The sequence below is a fragment of the Muricauda brasiliensis genome (assembly GCF_003057865.1).
Classification (GTDB): Bacteria; Bacteroidota; Bacteroidia; order Flavobacteriales; family Flavobacteriaceae; genus Flagellimonas; species Flagellimonas chongwuensis.
Window position 1 is genome coordinate 117,306 of the sequence record NZ_QBTW01000006.1, and the last position, 22,957, is coordinate 140,262.

A 22,957-nucleotide genomic window follows, 5' to 3' on the forward strand; every position below is an offset into this window, starting at 1 on the left:
CTACCTGATACTAAAATCATCAATCTTATGATCGGCCCATTCCAGAGATACATTTTTGTTTCCCTGAGTAAAGGCAATAACGGTCATTCCAGCATTTTTTGCTGCCTTTATTCCGGTCTCGCTATCTTCTATCACGGCACACTCTTCGGGCCTTACCTTCAATTTCTCCGCTGTTTTTAGGTATATGGCAGGATGTGGCTTGCCCTTTTCTTCAAAATCGGCAGATGAAACAATGTCGAAAAAATCCGTGGTCTTGGTCCTTTCCAGTACCGTTGGAATGATTTTTTGCGGCGCATTGGTCGCTAATCCAATTTTATAGTGTTGGGCTTTGAGCTGTTTTATGAAGGTCTTGATCCCCTTTATTACACAATCTTCGTATCGAATCAATTCCATGACCCTATGGATGACCATCTCTTCCACTTCAAGTAGGGTTTTCCCATGCCAAGAAAATCGTTCGAACCAGAACCGGGTGACTTCCTTGGTCGTCATGGACCGGGTCAGTAAGCTCTCTTCTTCTGTCACCGAGACCCCAAGTGAGGAAAAAACCTCGAACTCTGCACGCTTCCAAAGACCTTCACTTTCCACCAACACTCCGTCCATATCAAAAATGACCGCTTTTTTGTCCTTTAATATCAGTTCCATGTTCTTCCAGTATATGCTGCATCCCAGAAATGGTACTCCAAATGTGAGGCATGGATAAAGGCTTCGGTCATTCTGGCCCTTGTTACGGGAGTGGCACGTTCTGCAGCAAGGTCACATATCATGATTGCACGTTGTACACTATCTGAAAATTCCTCCCCACCGTAGGTGTCGATCCATCGTTGGTAAGGGTTATTGACGGTTTGTTGTCCCTTGTATATGTGGTCACCTACTTTTTTATAGATCCAAAAGCAAGGTAGCGTGGCGGCCATGGCCACTTCTACGGGTTCAAAGGCCGCAGTGCTTTTTAAAAAGTGGGTATAGTGGTGGCATGCTGGTTGTATTTTACCCTTGTCCGTTACGCCAAAATCCTGAAAATAGGATTCGTGAAGCGCATTTTCAACAACTATGGCACCTTCCGCAAAACGGAGATAGGCCAATGCATCTCCAATATCATGGGATTTGGCGCCTATAAGTGCAAGTGCCCTTCCAAAATGCTCCAGATAAAGCGAATCTTGGGCCATATAAAATTGAAATTTGTTTTTAGGCAAGGTACCGTTTCCCAACTCTTGGACAAATGGCATGTCTAGTATAGCGCTATATTTTTCATCGATTTTTTTCCAAGCCTGTTCAGTCCATTTCATTTTTAATCATTTTTTGAGGGTTGAAAAAGTGGTTCAAGGGGCCGTTTCCTTTTCCGGTCTGTACATTTTTTCCACTGTAAATGGCGTTGTGTACATAACTTAGGGCAACATCTACGGATTCAAATAGGGTTTTGCCCTGTGCCAATAGGGAGGCAATTGCAGAAGACAGGGTACAGCCAGAACCATGTGTATTGTTCGTTCTGATTTTTTTCGTTTCAAAGGAGTGGCACCGATTGTTCGGGTCGAAAAACAAGGAGGTAATATTTGTCGTTTCCTGATGTCCTCCTTTCATGAGGATACTGTTGCAACCCAGTTCTTTGATTTGTTTTCCGGCAATTCTCATTTCTTCCAATGTCTTCACGTTCATATTGGCCAAGATGGCTGCTTCATCCATATTTGGTGTAATGACCGTTGCGATGGGGATCAATTGCTCTATCAGGGCATTTATTGAATCTTCTTCGATAAGCCGATGCCCACTGGTGGCCACCATGACCGGGTCTAATACTATGGGTACCGCTTCGTATTTTTTTAAGGTACTCGTTATGCTTTCCACTAATTCCGGGGTGTGTACCATTCCTATTTTTATGGCAGCAGGCATTATATCCTCCATAACCGCTTCGATTTGATCCTCAACAGCTTCCAATGGTATGGGATAGATGTTCCGTACACCTTGCGTGTTCTGAACGGGCAGGGCCGTTAGCACTGTCGTGGCATAACAGCCCAGAGCCGATATTGTTTTGATATCTGCTTGGATACCAGCTCCACCGCTTCCATCAAAACCGGCAATGGACAAAACTGAAGGATAAGTATATTTCTTCATTTTTCTATGGTATTTTTTAGTTGATAAGCCGCCTTCATGGGGTCGTTCGCCCCGCATATGGCAGATACTACGGCTATGCAGTCCGCCCCGGCTCGGAAAACGGCCTTGGTATTGTCCATATGGATATTACCGATGGCAACCAGTGGCTTTGTTGTCAATTGTCGGATTTTTGATATACCCTCTAGGCCCCATTCCGTCACGGTGTCCGTTTTTGTATCGGTCCTAAAAACAGGGCTAATCGCAAGATAGTCCGATACCATTGTTTGCACATTCTCCAGTTGTTTCAAATATTCTATTGAATATCCGATCAGTTTTTCCTCAAAACCGGCTCGTTGTCTCAAAACCGTGGGCCGGGTATCCGTATTGCCCACATGAATGCCAGAAGCACCAGCTACGCTGGCCACTTTTGGGTTATCATTGATAATCAATGGCACACCATATTTTTCTGTGATATCCTTTAATCGTTTTGCCCTTTCCAAGAATAGTGGTTCAGATAATTGCTTCTCACGCAATTGGATAATATCAACACCTCCTTGGATTGCCTGTTCCGCTACTTGCAACATGTCTTTTCCACGGCAAGTATCTTCCGAGATGACCAAATACAATCGGTATGGGAATAGGGAATGTACCTTCACTGTTTTGATATTCTGATATGGTCGTAAAACTCTTTTTCCGAAAGATTATGAAGTTTGTCTATGAGTTTTAGCTGAAGACTACCGGGTCCATCCGCCTGTTCTGCCGATAGTTCTCCTGCTATGCCCAGCAAAGCCATTGCTGCCGTTACGCCTTCGGTTTTATCGTCCACAACACCCATAAAAGCCCCTATAAGTGCGGATGCGGTGCAACCCATTCCCGTCACTTTGGTCATTAAAGGATGTCCGTTTTTTACAAAAACAGTTTGAGTGCCGTTTACGATGATATCCGTTTCACCGGAAATGCATACCAAAGTTTCATGTTGAATGGCCAATCCGATAGCAGCGTTTACTGCCTCGCTGCTGTCGGCCGTGCTGTCCACTCCTTTAGTAGCCACTTCGTTGGTTTGGGCCAATGCCATGATCTCAGAGGCATTGCCCTTGACCACGATTGGTTTGAACGCTAACAGTTGTTGCAGAATTTTATCCCTGAACGGGGTAGCCCCGGCACCAACAGGGTCCAATACCCATGGTTTGCCCAATTTATGTGAGGTCTCGGCAGCCAAAAGCATGGTTTCAGACCAATATTCATCCAAGGTGCCAATATTGATGACCGATGCATGGGCAAGGGCTACCATATCGGGTACCTCGGATTTTGCATGGGCCATAATAGGGGATGCACCTGCCGCCAAAAGGGCATTGGCCGTATTGTTCATCACAACATAGTTGGTGATATTATGTACCAAAGGAGATTTTGATCTTACGGATTCGATGTGTTTCCAGAGAATTTTTTCCATTACCATTATTGATTTAGATTACAATGGCCTTAGGTGGAAATCGGAAAACAAAGGAAAGTGACATCACCGGAAAGTGATGCTTGTTTCGCTTTTCCCTACGTCGGTGTGAGCCGTATCAGGTTCCAAGGGACTCTCTCAATTCTTTTCAGAATACCCCTAAAGCTTTTACAAAGGTACACATAATTAAGAACCTAATTTGAAGTGGTTGTCATCCTTTTTTATACAAGGGAATCTTTCATGCACAATTACAACCGTATCCGAATGGATTTTTATAACGGTCAATGCATCAGAGCACTTATTTTTAATTTTAGAGATAAGGAGTAAATCTCTTTCTAAGTATTTTGTAGTGTAAAGGAAGCGGTCAGTCCTACGCTGAAATTTCGGGGTAATTTGTCCACCCCAAAAATAGAGCGTGAATGCACTCCTTTTTCTTCGAGCACTTTCACTAAAAGATCCGATGCGCCGTTTACTACAATAGGAGATTCGTCCCAGTTTCCATCAGCTTGAAAATAAGCATCTATATGATTGAGTCCCACAACTTGGTCGAATCCAATTTTTTCCTCAATTTGGGCTATCACATTTAATGCGCACAATTCCATGGCCTTATAGCCTTCTTCCGTACTTATTTCATTTCCCAAACGTCCTTGATATAGATATTCTTCATTATATATGGGAAATTGGATGGCCACATAGGCAATATTTTCTCTGACGTTCACGGAGACATAATTTCCTCCCGGTGTGGAGACACTGGGCAATTCCAATCCCAATCCCATTAAGTTTTTTTGCAAGTCAATTTTGATGTTCTCCATTGGTTTTTTATCAAAGTTCGAGAAAGCATTTTCCAAAGGCTCTTCTTTGCAGGTGAAATATATAAATTCAAAAATAACGGACATATCCGTTAAGTAGAGCGTTAATGTCCAGTATGTTGCAAAATGTGCTGTGACCGGTTTTATAAAGGAATTATTCTATTAAGGATAGGGCCAATTTGACCGAGTCATTTAGTTCTTTTTTGTTCCTGTTGATTTTGGAAACGACCAGCATACCGTTGTAGATGGTAAACAAAAGTGATGCTAGCGATTTTAAATCCTTGCTCTTTTTTATCTGACCTTTTTTTTGACCCTTTTTAAGGTATTCAAAAAACAGGTTTTCAAAAGCATTTCTATTACTGGTCAAAATTTCGAGACAATTATTATCGTTGGGAACAAGTTCTGTAGTATTGTTTACAGCGAAACAACCTTTTCTATCGTTGTCGAGCAGCGCCTCGTTTATGGCTTTGTTATAAAGTTCGTAAAACCCGTCTTTTACATTTGAATGGCTATTTAATAAATGGGAAATTCCTTCTATACTTTTTCTACGATATAGTTCAAAGGATTTTTTGAAAAGTTGCTCCTTGTCACCATAGGTGTCGTAAAGACTTGCTCTGTTTATCCCTAGATGGGTGACCAAATCCTGTATTGAAGTTGCGGAATAACCTTGTTTCCAAAACAGATTCATTGCCTTGGTCAAGACTTCTTCCTCATCAAATGATTTAACTCTTGGCATAAGATAAAATGTGGAAGTGCGGTTCCGCACTTCCACAAAATTAACTTCTTGGAACAACCATTCCAAATATTGACGCAAAAATTAGACGGTGAATATTGGATTAATATTTAATCCACCATCGACATTATATTCAGCCCCTGTGATAAAAGAGGCCTTGTCAGAGGCCAGAAAAGCTGCTACCTCGGCAATTTCTTCTGGTTTACCATATCTTTTCAAAGGAATCCGGTTTTGCATCATATCGCCCATTTCCTTTAACTGTTCTTCGGACATTCCGGTTTTGCCGAATATCGGGGTGGCTATCGGGCCTGGATTAAGTGCGTTTATCCTAATTTTTCTTGGAGACAGTTCTGTGGCAGCGGCACGGGTATAAGCATTCAAAGCGGCTTTGGAAGCACCATAAATGGCCGTATTTGGCATTCCGGTATAGGCATTTATCGATGAAAGGTTGACAATACTGCCACCATCATTTAGAATGGGAAGAAATTTTTCTATAGTAAAAACAGCTCCCTTGAAATTGATGTCCATCAAATTGTCAAATCCATCTTCGGAGCTTTGGCCTACAGGCATTGGGATAAATATACCTGCGTTGACGAACAAAACATCAATTTTACCGAACTCATGTGCCACTTGAGCTACGGCCCGGTCAATAGCGGATAAATCCGAGACATCTGCTACAACACCTTTAACACCTAATTCTGATGCAGCTGATTCAACTTTTTCAGTTGAACGGCCAGTGATAATAACTGTTGCACCTTCTTCCTTGAACTTTTTGGCTGTGGCGTAACCGATTCCGCTGTTCCCCCCGGTAATTAAGGAGACTCTACCTTTTAATGTACTCATTTCTTGTTTTTTTATTAAGATTAATTATACTGGAACGAACGTTCTTGATACAAACGTACGAATAACAGAACGAACATTCCAAATAAAATAATGAAATATGGATTTTGATGATCAAATAGGCTCTAGAAACATTCTTTTTTATATGTGTGGGCACCACAGGAAATTTCCATCCTCAATATAAAATCAGATTCAACACTTTTCAAACCCAATGGAACCGGGGACTCCCAATGGTATTAACCTTAAGTTAATTCACTCTTTTCATTTTGATGACATACTGATCTAGGGGTAATTCTACCTTTCGACCCTCCTATTGGTAAAAGACAAAGTATGGCAATATCCAAGGAGGATATCAAATGCGTTCGAAAGCTTTCAGGGGAATTGGACACGGATCAGGATAGATCCATGTTTGAGGTAAACCTGTTGCTCGATGACAATTTAAGGGAACGCTATCAAGATTATAAATTATTGTGGGAGTGCTATCCCAAAGCTTCCCTTCCACTAAGAAAAGAGCATTTTGCAAAACGGGTTCTGAAAGAAATTTCACAAGAACCAAAACCTAAGATCATCTTGTTTTCTACTAAAATTAAAGCACTGGTTACCGTTGCAGCTGCTGTATTGATTGGTTTTGGTGTGCTCTTGTTTACCCAGAATGATGAGTCTAGGTACACCAATCATATCATTGCCCAGAACGGGGAAAGGAAGCAAGTGATGCTCCCAGATGGCTCACGAGTCATAGTGAATGCCAATTCTGAACTGAAATATCCGGAAGTCTTTACAGATACCGGACGTGATGTTTGGATGGAGGGTGAGGTCTATTTTGAAGTCGTGAAGAATGCCCAACAACCTTTTACAGTGAACACAAATGGATTGGAAGTACAAGTATTGGGAACCAAATTTAATGTGAACACAAAGGGTTTGGCAAAAACGGTGTCCTTGGAAAGTGGTAAGGTTCAAGTGACTTTGGAAGATTCTGGTGATAAAATTCAATTAAGGCCGAACGAAGAACTTTCGTGGAACAAGGAAACCGGAGAAGTGGTAAAGCGCAATTTTGATGTCTCCAAGACCACGGCTTGGAAAGACAATATTCTTTTGCTGCATAATATCACCCTGGAAGAAGCACTACTTCCCATCAATGAATTTTACGGTATTGAGTTTATGGTTTCCGATAGCCTTGTGGCCCATAAAAAAATCAATGCCGCCTTCGAGGATCAAGATTTAGACCAGTTCATTAAAACATTGGAATTTATAGCCGATGTGAAGATTGCAAAAATAGCATCAAAAAAATTTTCTATAGCCCCAAATGATGAAAAGTAAGTCTTCTACATATCGGGAGTTGAACCATAAATCGGATTTGGAATTGTTCGAATTGATCAAAGAAAGGAACAAAGGGGCACTGGAGACCATCTTCAATAGGTATTATGAAACACTATGCCGTTTTGGAATCACTTACGAGAGCGATTTGGATGTGGTTCAGGAAAAGGTTTCCGATGTGTTTATCCAATTATGGAACGCCCACGAGCGTATTCATGAGATCAAAAAGCCAAAACCATACCTCTATGTGGTGGTCAAAAATAAACTCATGGAACAGGTATCCTACCAAAAGCTCAAACAAACTTTGGAACAAGCACAGGAGGACGAGTATTACGCTAGTCCATGTATTGAACAAGAAATCATAGATCAAGAACAACGGGAAATATATGTCAGAAAGATAGAGGGAATCTTAGACCAGATTCCCAAAAAATCCCGTCAAATCTTTGAGATGAGTAGACTGGATGAACTCAAGTACAAGGAAATCTCGGAGATTCTAGGGGTTTCCATCAAAACGGTGGAAAGCCATATGGCCATAGCCCTCAAGACCATTAGAAATATGGTAGTGAAAAACAAACAATTTTAACCCCACAATTAAAATGTATGACTAAACGAACTTTTTAAACCTTAATCAAGAAACTAAAGAAAACAATTGAGAACCAATATTTAAACTACTCTTTCAAAAATGAAAAAATTAAACCTCTTAACATTGCTATTGTGTTTGCCACTTTTAGGCCGAGCAGCTGTTGTTCCCATATCGGCAAGCATATTGGTAAGCACTCAAAATTTTGAAATTATAAACCTTAACCTAAAAAGTGTTGCTTTGGAAAAGGTATTCGATCTTATTGAAAAGCAAACAGGTAAGAAATTTATTTATGCAGCGGATGCTCAAAACCTGCAACAGCGTATCAGTATTGATGCAAATAAAGTGAACTTGGAATCTGTATTGGAAGAGCTAAAAAATAAGGCCAATGTAGACTTTAAGGTGACCGAGCAAGGTGTCCTTGTAAAGTTTATCCAAGAACAACGCAGTATTTCGGGCAAGGTTATTGACGAGGCCGGAGCCCCCATACCGGGGGCCAACGTTTTTGTTGATGGTACGGATTACGGTACGGTATCTGATTTTGATGGAAACTTTAGCTTGGATATTCCTTCCAACTTCAAGGTATTGTCCATAACCTATATAGGGTATCAAAGACAGGATGTAGATATAGAACAACTCAACAGTGTTACCGTTACCCTACTTGAAAGCGCTTCCCAATTGGATGAAATCGTAGTAGTGGGTTATGGTACCGAGGCTAGAAGAAACATCACGGGAGCCATTGCATCGGTTTCTCCGGAAGAAATCGTAACCCAGCCAAAAGCTAACGTGGTGGAAATGTTGGACGGTCGCTTACCTGGGGTTCAAATCATGAGCGATAACTCTCCAGGGGGAGGAACCTCAATCCGGGTTCGGGGTTTCAGTACCATTAACAGTAACGATCCATTGGTGATCATCGATGGCATTCCGGCCTCCAATGGATTAAATGGAATCAATCCTTCGGATATAGAGACCATCCAAGTTTTGAAAGATGCTGCTTCGGCTTCCATTTATGGATCTCGTGCCGCAAATGGTGTTGTTATCATTACTACTAAAAAAGGTTCCGATACAAGTGGAGAATATGTAGTTTCTTTTGACGGATATGCAGGCCTTCAGTCGTCTTACAACTTACCAAGAATGCTAAACGCCCAACAATATGGCGATTTGTTATGGGAGGCGACCTTAAATGATGGAGGAACTCCTTCCAATGATATTTATGGGAATAATCCCAATCAGGTCGTTATTCCACAATGGTTGGATGCCGACCAAACCATTCCAAGTGCAGATGTGGATTGGGTAAATGAAATCATGCAGACCGCTATGATCCAATCGTACAATGTATCCTTGGCAAAAGGCGATTCAAAAAACCAGAATTTGTTCTCTCTCGGTTATTATAATCAAGAAGGTTTGATCAAATACACTGGCTTTGAAAGATATTCTGCAAGATTCAATTCAGCTTATAATATAGGGGATTTCCTTACAATTGGTGAAAATTTCACGGCGAATTACAAAGAGCAAGTTTCGGTTGGCACTAATTCTGCTTTGGGAAGTATTATTCTTACGGCCATGCAATTTCCATCCATCGTACCTGTAAAGGATATCAATGGAGAATATGCAGGTAATCCGATCAACGATAGCAACAACCCCATGGGTCAGTTGTATAGGAACAAGGACAACAAACAAAAAAGGGTCCAGGCCTTAGGTAATGTGTATGCCAATCTATATGTAAGTGATTTTACATTTAAAACTTCTTTTGGACTCGACTACCAGAACTATAATATCAGAAGTTTCTCCCCAACCTACGATGAGATATTGTCTACCAATAATACCAACTCCTTGACCACATCCAATAACTTTAATTATCAGTTTTCCTTTACCAATACATTGAACTATAAAAAGCAGTTTGGCAAGCACAATGTGGATGCATTGATCGGACAGGAGGCCATTGAATACAATTACGAAGGGTTCAGTGCTTCGGTAAGTGAATTTTTGTATGAGGACGAAAATTTCAGGTATCTAAGCTTTGGAACGGAAAATATGTTGAACTCGGGAAGCGCCAACGGGTGGTCACTTAATTCTTACTTTGGAAGGGTTAACTACAATTTTGATGAAAAATACCTTTTCACCGCTACGGTGAGACGTGATGGTAGCTCTAGGTTCAGTGAGGATAACAGATGGGGTACTTTCCCCGCATTTTCGTTGGGATGGAGATTGGACCGTGAGGACTTTTTCAATCCCAATGGTGTAATTTCCTCTTTGATGTTACGCGGAAGTTGGGGTCAAACCGGGAATCAAGAGATTTCCAACTACGCCACAGTGGATAGCTACCGTAACAATAACTCGAATTCCAACTATGCCATAGACGGCGCACAAGAATCAGTTTACATCGGGCTTACACAATCCCGAATCCCAAATGCAGATTTGAAGTGGGAAACAACCACCCAAACCTCTGTGGGTGTAGATTTGGGTCTTTTGGAGGACCGATTGAGCATTACTGCTGATTACTATGTGAAAAACACAGACGATATCCTGGTATACAATACCGTGCCATTGACCTATGGGGGAACCAATGATGGTCAGTGGGTCAACGATGGAAAAATGAAAAATAGTGGTTTTGAATTGGACATCAACTATAATGATATGGTCGGCGATTTAGGTTATAGCATAGGGATCAACCTGACAGGTTCCAAGAACGAGCTTACCGAATTGAACACTTCTGATTATTTAGGTATTCCAAGTTCATCATTGCACAGTGTAAACTTTGACCAGGAAATCTCTAGAAGTGCTGTAGGTGAGCCCATTGCTTCTTTCTACGGCTATGTTGCGGATGGTTTGTTCCAAAGTCAGGCAGAAGTGGATAGCTATGGTATGCAACCAAATGCACAACCTGGCGACATTAGGTTTAAAGACGTTGATGGTGATGGCGATGTTGATGCCGATGATAGGACGTTCATTGGATCTCCACACCCAGATGTCATGTTGGGTCTTAATCTTCAGTTCAACTATAAGGATTTTGATTTGGGAATCCTGTTCAATGGTAGTTTTGGCAACGATACCTACAACTTTACCAAGTACAAGAACCATTTCTTTAACCAAGCAGCATACAATAAGGAAAATGTATTGTTAAACGCTTGGTCGGAAACCAATACAGGTAGCAGTATTCCTAGATTATCTTTGGATGATCCAAACAACAACATCCGTCCTTCCACCTATTATGTAGAAAATGGATCTTACGTTCGATTGACCAATCTTCAGGTAGGCTATTCGATTGACCCGGAGATCTTGGGTGGAATGAATCTTAGGATTTATGCGCAGGCGAGCAACCTTTTCACCATTACGGATTACAGTGGGATGAACCCGCAAGTGGGGCTTCAGAACTATGGTGGAAGCAATCGTAATCTTGATATAGGCATTGACCGAGGATTGTATCCTCCGAGCAGGACTTTTGTAATCGGATGTAACTTAAAACTTTAAACAGCCATGAAAAACATATTGAAAATAAATTCAAAATATATAATGGTAGGTGCTACTTTGGCACTTACGGTCTTGGGTTCTTGCTCAAAGGACTTTTTGGAAGAAACTACTTTTGGAGAGGTTTCCCCTTCAGAAATTACAAAAGCAGAGAATGTTGAAAAAGCCATTATATCTGCTTACAGCGTATTGAATGGTCAGATAGACGGAGCTAGTAATGCGTATAATTCCCCTGCCTCCAACTGGAGCTTCGGAGACGTGGTCTCCGATGACTGCTACAAAGGAGGGGGTGGTACCGGAGACCAGAACCAGATCCATCAAATGGAATTATACAATACCACGCCCGCCACCTATGATGTTGAGCGCAAGTGGATGGCCCTTTTCGAAGGAGTGAAAAGAACTAATGAGGCCATGAAATTGTTGAATGCTTCTGAGGACTTCGATGCTTCGTTAAAAACACAAAGAACAGGGGAGCTGAGGTTTTTAAGGGGTCATTATTATTTTGAACTTAAAAAAATCTATGGTCAAATTCCTTATATCGATGAAACTGCCGAAACAGTTTCCGATTATGCGCGTTCGAATACGGAATTTACTTCCGCAGAAATTTGGGCCAAAATAGAGGCGGATTTTCAAGCAGCATATGATGTATTGCCAAGCAGCCAAGACGAAGTAGGTAGACCTACAGACCTTGCTGCTATGGCATATTTGGCGAAAGCCTACCTATTTCAAGAAAAATGGCAGGATGCCTTTGATGCGACCACTATTGTCATGGGCGGAAACTATGGGTTGATGGAGGATTTCCAATCAGTGTTCTTGCCCGAAAACGATAACGGTCAAGAGGTTATTTTTGCCGTGCAGTATTCGGTGAACGATGGTCAAGGGAGTAACTATAATGGAAGTATAGGTGACCGTTTAACAGCACCTGGAGGTCCATTCTATTCCCAGTATGGATTTCACCGCCCAACTCAAAATTTGGTAAATGCATTCAAAACAAATGCTACAGGGTTGCCTGTTAACGATAATGTTGATGTGACCGAAACCGATTTTGTGGACCCTCGTTTGGACATTACCATAGGTAGACCAGGTATACCTTACAAGGACCTCGAAGTCATTTATGAGGCCAACTGGGCAAGGGATTTGGCAACATACGGCCCATTTGGCCCTAAAAAGAGAATCCTTTCCGCTAACTCGCCATACCACGTTACGGTTTGGCCTTATGTCGATGCACTAAACTATTATATCATACGCTATGCTGAGGTGTTGTTGTGGAGAGCAGAGGCCGCGGTTGAATTGGGTAATTTGGAGGAAGCTCGGACTTTGGTGAACCAAATTCGGGAGCGTGCAGCCAATTCTGAATATGTGCAAACATTGGACGGTTCGGGAGATGCAGCCAACTACAATGTTGGTACTTACGACACGGTTTGGACCGATGCCATCGATGCAATGGAGAAAGTTCGCATGGAATCTCGTTTAGAACTTGCCATGGAAGGACACCGTTTCTTCAATTTGGTTCGTTGGGGAATCGCCAAAGAAGTTATCGATGATTACTTGGAGGTTGAAAAAACCAGAAGAACCCACTTGACCAATGCCGCATTTACCCAAGGTAAAAATGAGTACTGGCCAATTCCACAGGAATATATTGACAGTGTCGACGAAGGTCTGGTGACCCAGAACAACGGATACTAACAAAATTTCAAATAAAGGGGTGGCTACAGAGCCCCCCTTTTTTTAATCAATGGCATGAAAAAACTGATTCTTTTTTCATTGGTTGTTGGTTGTGCCCTTATTTCTCGGGCGCAAACCATAACCCATGATTATCCCAACAGGACTAAACAAAGGTTACAAGCAAAAAATTTCTATTTGTTTTCAGCAGTGGAAAACGATAAAGAGATTGTGAATCTCTTAAAAGCGGACAAACAATTGAAAGCTTACTGGGACAAAATGATAATGTCATCGGAGTCCTTGCCTAAGAACCCAAGGGAAATAATTGCTCCATTTTTGTGGTCAAGAAGTGATATCCAAGCCGTTGGAAAACGATTGGTGAAATTGTCCAAGGGCAATGCCCACTTCAAGGAACTTTTGCAGAAACTAAGAAATTCAAAGCAGTACGCCAATTTTGAAGATGCTTCTGACGATGAATACCTTTATAAAATATGGGAGCAATGTGCCAAGGGATTGGATACGGTGTTGGAAGTGTATGGAGCAGGTAAAATGCCATTTTATAGAAATATTGATTCGATTTCATTCGATGCAAAATCGAAACGATATAGCTACGCCGTTTCTACCCTTAAAACAGAGGCGATTGAAGATGCCCGAGAAACACAACTGTTCTTTCAGCCAAGTTTAAATCTGGCTTTAAACCTTTTGTATGCAAACCATAAGGACGAAGCCGTTCGTTATGATCCATTGGACAAAAAGGAGAACGCCGAAGCAATCCGTGCTATCAAAACCACAGATTTTAAGGCTTTTCCTTATGCCTCTATTGTGGTTTTAGGAGGAGGGCCGGAAAATTACCGAGATAAGCTTTCCATAGCGGGAAAGATTAATCTTCAATTGGCGATGAGGGAATACCGGGCACAAAAAGCACCTTTTATAATTGTTTCAGGAGGACATGTTCATCCGTATATGACGCCTTATTGTGAGGCCGTGGAAATGAAACAAGAGCTTATTGTGGAATATGGTATTCCAGAGGAAAATATCATCATTGAGCCCTACGCTAGGCACACCACTACCAATATGCGCAATGCAACCCGTTTGATGGTTGACTATGGAATTCCATTGGATCAGAAAAGCTTGGTGGTGACCAACCCTTTACATAGCGATTATACTGGCAGTGAAAATTTTAAAAAGCGTTGTAAGGACGAGTTGGGTTATCAGCCCGTGAATATCCATGCAAGGTTGTCCCCAACAACTCTTGAGTTTACGGGAAACATAGTTTCATTCCATCAAAACCCAAATCAACCCTTAGACCCTTAGGGAAATGAAAGATCATGAGTGAGATGGCATAATCAAAAACCCACATGGGCAGGTAAATGCCTTTTGGGGCTTCTTTTGGGATTGGAAAATCAATCTACAAAAGATTGACCAAAACTTAACTTTAAGAAGATGGTCCATTTAATTGAGTTTGTTTATTTGTTTAATTATCATAGGTGCAGCCATTAATTGGCTGTGCCTTGATTAAATGGATACCTTTTATAAAAAATAAATTATTACATATGAAAATGCAACTCAAAGTGTTGGTTTTAATGTTCGTTTCAATAACATTTGGAAAAACCTTTGGACAACAACTACCACGCATTTATAAAGCACCGGAATTTGATGTGGAATGGCGGCAACCCACAAACCACCCCGATAGAATTGTCCTTTCCTATGGGGAAGATCCATCCACAACTGCTAGTGTCACTTGGAGAACCTCTTCGGAAATAGATACTGCCTATGCTGAAATTGCAATTGCTACCGCCGCACCTAAATTTTGGCGCAATGCAAGCACGATCAAAGCGGTAACCACAACTTTTGATGCATTGGAAATGGATGAGGCTGAAGTGCTGGCGAACTATCATTCTGTGTGGTTCCCGGATTTAAAAAGTGGTACTACCTATGCTTATCGAGTAGGAGACGGCAAACGGTGGAGCGAGTGGATTCAATTTAAAACCGCACCAATGGAAAGTAAGGACAGGTTCTCATTTTTATATGTAGGAGACACCCAAAATTTCATATTGGAGTTATGGTCACGTTTAATCAGGGAGGGCTATAAAAAAGCCCCGGATGCAAGATTTATTGTTCATGCGGGGGATCTTGTGAACAATGCCCATAATGAACAGCAATGGCAAGAATGGTTTGATGCAGGTGGTTGGATTCACGGAACTATTGGGGCATTTCCAATTCCTGGCAACCATGAGTATCGAAATTTGACGCCTGAAGCATCTGAGAGAAGCCTCTCACTACAATGGAAACATCAATTTACCTTACCTGAGAATGGGCCGGAAGGATTGGAGGAAACAGCCTATTTTATGGACTATCAAAATATGCGAATCATTGGATTGAATAGTAACGTAGATCACCAACAACAAGCCAAGTGGGTAGAGAAATTGCTTTCGGAAACAGATAAAGACTGGAAGATTGTTACGTTTCACCATCCTTTGTTTTCTGCTTCCGATGGCCGGGACAACAAAGAGTGGAGGGAGTTGATGAAACCTATTTTTGACAAATATGAAGTGGATCTTGTGTTGCAGGGACATGATCATAGTTATGCCCGAGGTAGAGTTTCTCCCAATGAAAATGTTTTGGATGGTGTTAACATGAGAGACAAAACAGGAACTGTATATGTAGTTTCGGTAAGTGGAGGTAAAATGTATGGATTGCGCAAAAACGCATGGGAAGGTTATGAGGCCCAAAGAGACAGAGCGGCGGAGAATACCCAATTATTTCAGGTAATCACTATTGAGAATGATAAATTATCTTTTGAATCCTACACTGCTGTTGGGGAACTTTATGATGCTTTTGACTTAATTAAAAAGGCTGGCCAACCTAACGAGTTTGTTGAACGAGACAATGAAGCGATTGCCGAACGTAGATTTTCCAATACCATTCCCTATCAAGATCCACTGCCCGAAGGAGCAGAAGAGTCATTATTGTCAAGATACCCCGGTTATGAAGTAAATGGAGTAAGATTTGTAAATGATAATGAATTTATAGGATATAAAGTCCGATTGGATAAGGAGGGTGAAAGAAAGGAGCTCTCTTTGGATGTGAATGGAAAAATTTTGGAATAACTAAATTTATCTTTACAATTATTCGATGCCATAGAAGGCATAGGCTTCAATTCCTGCCATCGATAACCGTATCAATAAAAAAAGTAACTCTACTGGTAATTTCTGGTTGGCGTTGCGAGAGATAGATGATGTTTGTGATATGGTGTAAATTTCACGTTATCAGTTTTTTACTTTTTGTAATCGTGCTTGGTCTTCCATATCGTTCTTCTTTTGGACTTTATCCGCACTTAGATTAGATTTTGGTCATTTCCTTCCTTTTTTTGGTTACCTAGGCCATAGGCACACCACCTAATTTTGTCGTGTAACAATGATGAAATTAAATCGGGGAGCCATGAAAACAATCAATTTTATAAACAAAGTGCTACTATCTTTTGTTATGGTAGGGCTAAGTGCCCAAGCACAAACAAAGGACACAGGTATTGAAACCAAGCAAATGGTTGAAAACTCCTTGGAGCTTTTCAAACAACTATCAAACGATATTGCACTTGATGAGGAATTTAATTACCGAAAGGAACTTAAGGCATCCAGAGCCGAACAGACCATGTTCTATTTTAGGGACATCAAAGTAAGCAAGACCCAATTGTTGAGGTACTTTAAAAGGGCCGCAAGAAGTTCGGACAACAGCATACAGTTCAAGACCTATTTTTTGGAAAGGCAACTATACTTTATCAATAAACTGGACAGAAAAACCCTTTCCGGAGTGTATGATGCCATGCGTTCAAAAACCTTGAACGGGTACTTGGATATATTGGCCGTATTCGCAGCTACTGACCAAATAATGCCAACCATGGTTCGCAGTTAAGATTTTGGTCATTTTTGAAAATAATATGGTTATCAAGAATGGCAACACCTCCAATAATTTTGTTCACATAATCTAAAATCAAAGTAGAAATCATGATACGACTAAATTTAAACACAAAGAAAAACCTGACCATAGGTGTTATGGTTTTGGCGATATCAGTATTCATTTATGCTTTCACAAGTGCTGAAAATGAAACTGAAAAACAAGAAGCAGGGGTGGCCGCACTTCCAGTAGAGGTAGCTAAGCCCATATTTGAGAACATAACCGAATGGGACGAATACACCGGTAGGTTCGAGGCCAGTAGCAGGGTAGAGGTACGAGCCCGGGTGAGCGGATTTTTGGAAAAAGTCAACTTCCAGGACGGAGAACTTGTGAAAAAAGGACAAGTATTGTTCGTAATCGACCAAAGACCTTATAGAATTGCTTTGGATGAGGCAAAGGCCAATTATGCCCAAGCCCTGGCATCGCTAAAAACAGCGCAGGACAATTTTGAAAGGGTAGAATCCTTACGGGAGACAGGAGCTTTGTCCATTGAGGAATACGACAGAAGAAAACAGGCGCTGGTTCATGCTGAGGCAAGCATCCAATTAGCACAGGCAAAGGTGGACAATGCTAAACTCAATTTGGAGTTTACGGAAGTGAAAGCGCCTATTTCGGGACTTGTTAGTAGAGATAGGGTAAATGAAGGAAACCTAGTGGATGGAGGTAGTGCCAATTCCACCTTGTTGACTACCATCGTGGCCACTAGTCCAATCCATTTCTATTTTACAGGAAGTGAATCCGATTACTTAAGATATGTGCGATTGGCCAGAAATGGGGAACGCGGTGAGGCCCGTTCCGAAGCATTGCCCGTATTTATCAAATTATTGGACGAGGACGAATTCGTGCACGAGGCCAAGATGGACTTTGTGGATAACGAGATTGACATGAATTCCGGTACCATTGAAAGTAGGGCAGTTCTTGAGAACAAGGATCACTTATTAGAACCCGGAATGTACGGCAAGGCACGATTAGTGGGAAGTGCGGAACACAAGGCAATGATGGTCCCCGATGAAATTATCGGTACCAACCAGTCCATTCGCTTTATCTACACCTTGTCAGAAGACAATCAAGTTGTAAGCAAGGCCGTAACCTTGGGGCCTTTACATTCCAATGGACTTAGGATTGTCAGGGACGGTATTTTGCCAGAGGATCAGGTCATTGTAAATAATCTACAAAAAATAAGACCCGGTATGGTGGTAAGTCCTTCACAAGTAGCCATACAGGGAGAGGTGAACAACCTGACAACGGTGGCCCAGGTAGATTGATATTGGAATAACAGCCAACTGTAAAATTACAATCAACAAAAAGTAAACTTCTTTTGCCCTCCAGACCCCATATAATTGGGAGTTTGGATGGGCAGCGGGAGACCTATCATCAAAAAGTAAAACAATGAAATTCAGTCATATATTTATTAAAAGGCCCATATTCGCCGCAGTACTCAGCGTACTTATCCTAATTGTGGGCGGGCTTGCCTACGTCTCTTTGCCCATTTCACAATTTCCGGATGTGGCACCCCCAACTATTGAGGTTGTGGCGGTATACCCTGGGGCAAATGCACAGACCCTTTCAGAGAGCGTAGCCGCACCTCTGGAAAAGGAAATTAATGGGGTAGAGGATATGATCTACATGACCTCACAGTCATCAGCCGATGGTCGCGTGGTACTACAGGTTGCCTTTGAACTGGGGACGGACCTCGACAAGGCACAGGTACAGGTGCAGAACCGGGTGGCCATAGCTGAACCTCGATTGCCAGAGTCCGTAAAAAGATTGGGTATTACTACCAAAAAGATATCACCGGATATGCTTCTTGTTGTGAACATGTATTCACCGAACAAGACCTATGACCAGACCTATATGGGCAACTATGCGGTGCTCCAACTAAAGGATGAGCTCGCTCGTATCAAAGGGGTCGGGGATATCCAAATCTTTGGAGCGGCCGAATATGCCATGCGCATCTGGCTCAATCCTGATAAAATAGCAACATTGGACATTACCGCCGGAGAAGTGGTAGCAGCACTGAGGGCGCAGAATATTCAGATTGCTAGCGGTACGCTGAATACGCTCCCCGCAGGAAGTCAATCCGCCTTTGAGGTGAATATTCAGACCCAAGGTAAACTGGTGACCACCGAACAGTTCGAAAATGTGATTATCAAGTCGGGTGAAGATGGGAGAATAGTTCGCCTCAAGGATATTGGCCGAGTTGAACTTGGTGCGCAGAACTATGCCACCAAGGGATATTTGGGAAAAGATCCTGCTATCGCGATGCCCATTTTTCAACAACCGGGAGGAAATGCCTTGGAGACTGCCTCACAGATTCAGGACAAAATGGAAGCACTATCCAAAAGCTTCCCAAACGACCTCGAGTATAAAATAGCATACAACCCCACTGAATTTATCCAGAAGTCGGTCGATGAGGTGTACCATACTATTTTTGAGGCCGTGATCTTGGTGGTCTTGGTGATTCTCTTGTTCCTTCAATCTTGGAGGGCGGCCATCATCCCGATTTTAGCAATACCCGTTTCCCTTATCGGTACCTTTGCCGTAATGCAGGCCATTGGATTCTCGCTGAACAATTTAACCTTGTTTGGGTTGGTACTTGCTATCGGAATTGTTGTGGATGATGCCATTGTAGTGGTCGAAAATATGGAACGTTATCTGGCTAAAGGATTATCTCCCAAAGAGGCGGCCTTTAAGACGATGGACGAAGTTGGGGGCGCATTGGTAGCCATTGGGTTGGTCTTGATAGCCGTATTTATTCCAACCGCCTTTTTGGAGGGCATTTCCGGTCAATTTTACAAGCAATTCGGGATGACGATTGCCGTGGCCACTGCCATATCGGTTTTTGTATCCCTTACCTTGAGCCCGGCCATGGCCGCCTTGCTCATGAAGCACGAGGATAGGTCATCAACAAAGAAAACACCTGTATGGTTGAGACCATTGGCATTTATTGGAAATCGTTTCAACGGTTTTATGGATTGGGTTTCCGAGCGCTATGGAAAAGCGGTGCAAAAATTGGTGCGTACCGCCACGATGGTCATGGCAGTTTACTTTGGACTGATCGCCATTACAGGTTTTGAGTTCAATAGGGTGCCCCAGGGATTCATTCCGGCCATGGACCAGCAGTATTTCATTACCATTGTCCAGCTTCCTCCAGGTTCCTCATTGACCAGAACCGATAAGGTTGTCCGTGAGGTACTTGACCTAGGGTTGGAAATTGATGGGGTGGAAAATGCCGTTTCATTTACCGGGTTTGATGCAGCATCGTTTACCAATGCATCAAATGCCGCAGCAGTGTTCTTGACCTTGGAGGATTTTGATATTAGAAATGAAAAAGGTCTGGGGTATGAAGACCTTTTGGGCACGGTCAGAGCAAAGCTAAGTCAGATTGATGATGCCATTGTATTGGTTATCCCGCCACCATCGGTAAGGGGTATTGGTAATGCAGGTGGATTCAGGATGATGGTTCAGGATAGAGGAAATCTGGGAACGGAAGAACTCCTCAAGGCGACCAATGAACTGGCGATGGCAGCCAATCAGGATCCGATATTGAACAATGTATTTAGCTTCTTCAATAATCAGACCCCACAATTATTCTTGGATATTGACCGTGTAAAGGCCGAAAAATTGGGAATTGATGTAGCGGACATATTCCAATCATTGGAAATCTATATGGGTTCCGCCTTTGTGAACGAGTTCAATTACTTGGGAAGAACTTTTCAGGTAACGGCACAAGCCGATGCCCCTAACCGTTTGACACCGGATGATATTTCAAAGATAAAAGTACGCAACGATAAAGGAGAGATGGTTCCCTTGGGTACGGTCTCACAACAGGAAGATATTTCCGGACCTTCACGAATCCCCAGGTTTAATCTGTATCCATCAGCTTCACTAAACGGGGATTTTGCACCGGGTCATAGCTCAGGCGAAGGATTGGATCGCATGGAAGAATTGGCTGCGGAAATATTGCCACCAGGAATATCTTTTCAATGGACGGAAATTGCTTATCAAGAAAGAAAAGCGGGCAATACCGCAGGAATAGCATTTTTGTTGGCGGTCGTATTTGTGTTTCTCTTGTTGGCTGCCCAGTTCGAGAGCTTGGTATTGCCTTTGGCGGTAATTTTCATTGTGCCCATGGTATTGTTATCGGCCATGATAGGTGTAGATTTGGCCGGTCTCGACAACAATATCATGGTTCAGATCGGATTGGTAGTGCTTGTGGGACTGGCGAGTAAGAATGCCATTTTGATCGTGGAGTTTGCGAAACAATTGGAGGACCAAGGAGAAGACTTGAAAACAGCGGTTATCGAAGCCTCAAAGTTGAGATTGAGACCAATTTTAATGACGGCCATGGCTTTCATCCTGGGAGTTGTCCCATTGGCCATTGCTACAGGAGCCGGTTCGGAATTGCGCGTATCCTTGGGTATAGCGGTATTCAGTGGAATGTTGGGCGTAACCGTTTTCGGGATTTTCTTGACCCCGGTATTCTATTATTTGGGCAGAAAATGGTCATTAAAAAGGGCTGTAAGAGAAAATAAGGAGCTGGTTCATCAATTAAATTAAAATCTAAAAGCAATGAAAAATTCAATAATAGTAACTGCAATAACATTACTGTTGGCTTCTTGTGGAATTACAAAGAGAGATTATAATGTTCAAAACGACGCGGAGGTCAAGCAGGATTTTCTTGCCAACGAAATCAAAGAGGAAGCCTATACTGAGGCAGCCATAACAAAAGAATGGTGGTCGGAATTTAACGACCCCGTCCTTGATACGCTCATTGAGAAGGCCAGAAGACACAATCTGGATATTAATTCGGCAGCGGCCAATTATAAGGCATCACGGGCTTTTCTCAAAGAAAGAAAATTGGACCGATTGCCAACAGTGACGGCCAATGGAAATTATACACGTACCCGTTTGGGAGAGAATGTATTTGTTCAGGGCAGCAACCCTACCTACAGCACGTACAACGCAAGCTTTGATGCTTTTTGGGAAGCAGACCTTTTTGGTAGGGTAACTAATAGAATCAAAGGGGCGTATGCCAATAGTAATCTTGCCTTGGCCGATATGCACGGAATGTATGTGAGCATATTTGCTGAAGTGGCCAATAATTACATGGAGTTACGTGGCACACAATATTTACTCGATATCGCCCGACGTAACCTACAAGGACAACAGGAAACCTATGAGCTCACGGTCAAATTAACGGAAGCGGGTACTAGTAACAGCCTTGATGTATCCAGGGCATTGGCCCAATTGGAGAGCACCCGAGCCAGTATTCCTCCATTGGAGGCTAGGGTAGAAGCACTGAAAAATAGTTTGAGCGTGCTTATCGGAGAGGTTCCCGGAAATTTGGGAAATGAAGTTGTTGACAAAAAGCCATTGCCAAGCCTACCTGCAACAGTAGCTCTGGGCGATGTTAGGGAAATGCTCCGAAGAAGACCTGATGTTCGTAGGGCCGAGGCTGCACTTCGGTCGCGCATTGCTACCTACAATATTTCGGTGGCCGAACTATATCCCAAGATTGAGTTTGGTGGTTCTGTTGGATTCTCAGCAGTCGATTTTGCAAATTTTGGTGAAAAGCCATCTTTCACTTGGACCCTGATGCCCAGTATCAGTTGGGCTGCTTTTAACCTGGGTCGTGTAAAACAACAGATCAAACGAAACGATGCCCTGACCATTGCCGCACTAAATCAGTACGAGAAAGCGGTATTGCAGGGATTGGAAGATATCAAAACTTCTTTGGCGAACTATGGCAAAGAGTTGGAACGAAGGGAAATCCTGCGCATTTCATCAGAGGCAAGCGCACAAGCCGCTACGTTTGCCAAGCAACGCTTTAACTCTGGATTGGACAGTTTTATTGATTACCTAAATGCTGATAACGCTTTGTTGCAGGCTGAGAATGCGTTAGCTTTAAGCGAGATTTCGTCGGCAACATCCCTAATAGCCATTTACAAGGCCTTGGGCGGTGGATGGGAAATCATTTCAGAAGAAGAATTGGATACTAAATATGAAAACTTGCATCTGGCCAGTGCCGATGCCAATTAAAACTTAGGTTGTAAGGTGGAGCGAAT

General features: G+C 42.4%; 18 protein-coding genes and 1 riboswitch. Of the genes, 10 read left to right on the forward strand and 8 right to left on the reverse strand.

From position 1 onward, the window contains the following. From DCK90_RS04985 to DCK90_RS05020, 8 genes are all read right to left on the reverse strand, one after another. Entirely contained in the window at positions 1 to 642 is a 642-nt protein-coding gene (locus DCK90_RS04985) for an HAD family hydrolase (RefSeq protein ID WP_108245083.1), read from the reverse strand. Then, complete coding sequence (tenA, locus tag DCK90_RS04990) at positions 633 to 1,283, reverse strand: thiaminase II (RefSeq protein ID WP_108245084.1); 651 nt, start codon at positions 1,281 to 1,283, stop codon at positions 633 to 635. Before tenA ends, DCK90_RS04985 begins: the two co-directional genes overlap by 10 nt. Next, positions 1,270 to 2,103, reverse strand: coding sequence for a bifunctional hydroxymethylpyrimidine kinase/phosphomethylpyrimidine kinase (gene thiD / locus DCK90_RS04995; RefSeq protein ID WP_108245085.1), 834 nt, complete (start codon positions 2,101 to 2,103; stop codon positions 1,270 to 1,272). The genes tenA and thiD overlap by 14 nt, the downstream gene beginning before the upstream one ends. Further along, positions 2,100 to 2,738, reverse strand: a complete 639-nt coding sequence (gene thiE, locus DCK90_RS05000; protein WP_108245086.1) for a thiamine phosphate synthase — start codon at positions 2,736 to 2,738, stop codon at positions 2,100 to 2,102. The genes thiD and thiE overlap by 4 nt, the downstream gene beginning before the upstream one ends. Next, a complete protein-coding gene (gene thiM / locus DCK90_RS05005) occupies positions 2,735 to 3,538 on the reverse strand; it encodes a hydroxyethylthiazole kinase (protein WP_108245087.1) in 804 nt (267 codons plus the stop codon). Before thiM ends, thiE begins: the two co-directional genes overlap by 4 nt. Before the next feature lie 69 nt (positions 3,539 to 3,607). Beyond that, a riboswitch (TPP riboswitch) is annotated at positions 3,608 to 3,700 on the reverse strand. Between the two features lie 164 nt (positions 3,701 to 3,864). After that, a complete protein-coding gene (locus DCK90_RS05010; RefSeq protein ID WP_234414641.1) occupies positions 3,865 to 4,425 on the reverse strand; it encodes a RidA family protein in 561 nt (186 codons plus the stop codon). 67 nt (positions 4,426 to 4,492) lie between these two features. Then, on the reverse strand, positions 4,493 to 5,074 hold the full coding sequence (locus DCK90_RS05015; RefSeq protein ID WP_108245121.1) for a TetR/AcrR family transcriptional regulator: 582 nt from the start codon (positions 5,072 to 5,074) through the stop codon (positions 4,493 to 4,495). Positions 5,075 to 5,155: 81 nt separating this feature from the next. Then, positions 5,156 to 5,914: an SDR family NAD(P)-dependent oxidoreductase gene (locus DCK90_RS05020; RefSeq protein WP_108245088.1), complete on the reverse strand. Its 759-nt coding sequence runs from the start codon at positions 5,912 to 5,914 to the stop codon at positions 5,156 to 5,158. Positions 5,915 to 6,241: 327 nt separating this feature from the next. Between DCK90_RS05020 and DCK90_RS05025 the strand changes: the two genes are divergently transcribed. The 10 genes from DCK90_RS05025 to DCK90_RS05070 all read left to right on the forward strand — a co-directional run bounded on the left by DCK90_RS05025 (position 6,242) and on the right by DCK90_RS05070 (position 22,931). Beyond that, a complete protein-coding gene (locus tag DCK90_RS05025; protein WP_108245089.1) occupies positions 6,242 to 7,228 on the forward strand; it encodes a FecR family protein in 987 nt (328 codons plus the stop codon). Next, positions 7,215 to 7,808, forward strand: coding sequence for an RNA polymerase sigma-70 factor (locus DCK90_RS05030; protein ID WP_108245090.1), 594 nt, complete (start codon positions 7,215 to 7,217; stop codon positions 7,806 to 7,808). The genes DCK90_RS05025 and DCK90_RS05030 overlap by 14 nt, the downstream gene beginning before the upstream one ends. A gap of 99 nt (positions 7,809 to 7,907) precedes the next feature. Then, positions 7,908 to 11,276, forward strand: a complete 3,369-nt coding sequence (locus DCK90_RS05035) for a SusC/RagA family TonB-linked outer membrane protein (RefSeq protein WP_108245091.1) — start codon at positions 7,908 to 7,910, stop codon at positions 11,274 to 11,276. Positions 11,277 to 11,282: 6 nt separating this feature from the next. Beyond that, positions 11,283 to 12,959 (forward strand): RagB/SusD family nutrient uptake outer membrane protein, encoded by a 1,677-nt coding sequence (locus DCK90_RS05040; RefSeq protein ID WP_108245092.1) that lies wholly within the window; start codon positions 11,283 to 11,285, stop codon positions 12,957 to 12,959. Positions 12,960 to 13,013: 54 nt separating this feature from the next. Then, positions 13,014 to 14,249 (forward strand): YdcF family protein, encoded by a 1,236-nt coding sequence (locus DCK90_RS05045; RefSeq protein WP_108245093.1) that lies wholly within the window; start codon positions 13,014 to 13,016, stop codon positions 14,247 to 14,249. Between the two features lie 239 nt (positions 14,250 to 14,488). Then, entirely contained in the window at positions 14,489 to 16,045 is a 1,557-nt protein-coding gene (locus DCK90_RS05050; RefSeq protein WP_199912648.1) for a purple acid phosphatase family protein, read from the forward strand. Positions 16,046 to 16,376: 331 nt separating this feature from the next. Further along, entirely contained in the window at positions 16,377 to 16,847 is a 471-nt protein-coding gene (locus DCK90_RS05055; RefSeq protein WP_159075764.1) for a hypothetical protein, read from the forward strand. Between the two features lie 92 nt (positions 16,848 to 16,939). Further along, on the forward strand, positions 16,940 to 18,154 hold the full coding sequence (locus tag DCK90_RS05060; RefSeq protein WP_108245095.1) for an efflux RND transporter periplasmic adaptor subunit: 1,215 nt from the start codon (positions 16,940 to 16,942) through the stop codon (positions 18,152 to 18,154). Positions 18,155 to 18,278: 124 nt separating this feature from the next. Further along, positions 18,279 to 21,449, forward strand: coding sequence for an efflux RND transporter permease subunit (locus DCK90_RS05065; RefSeq protein WP_108245096.1), 3,171 nt, complete (start codon positions 18,279 to 18,281; stop codon positions 21,447 to 21,449). Between the two features lie 12 nt (positions 21,450 to 21,461). Beyond that, positions 21,462 to 22,931: an efflux transporter outer membrane subunit gene (locus tag DCK90_RS05070; protein WP_108245097.1), complete on the forward strand. Its 1,470-nt coding sequence runs from the start codon at positions 21,462 to 21,464 to the stop codon at positions 22,929 to 22,931. The last annotated feature ends 26 nt before the right edge of the window (positions 22,932 to 22,957 follow it).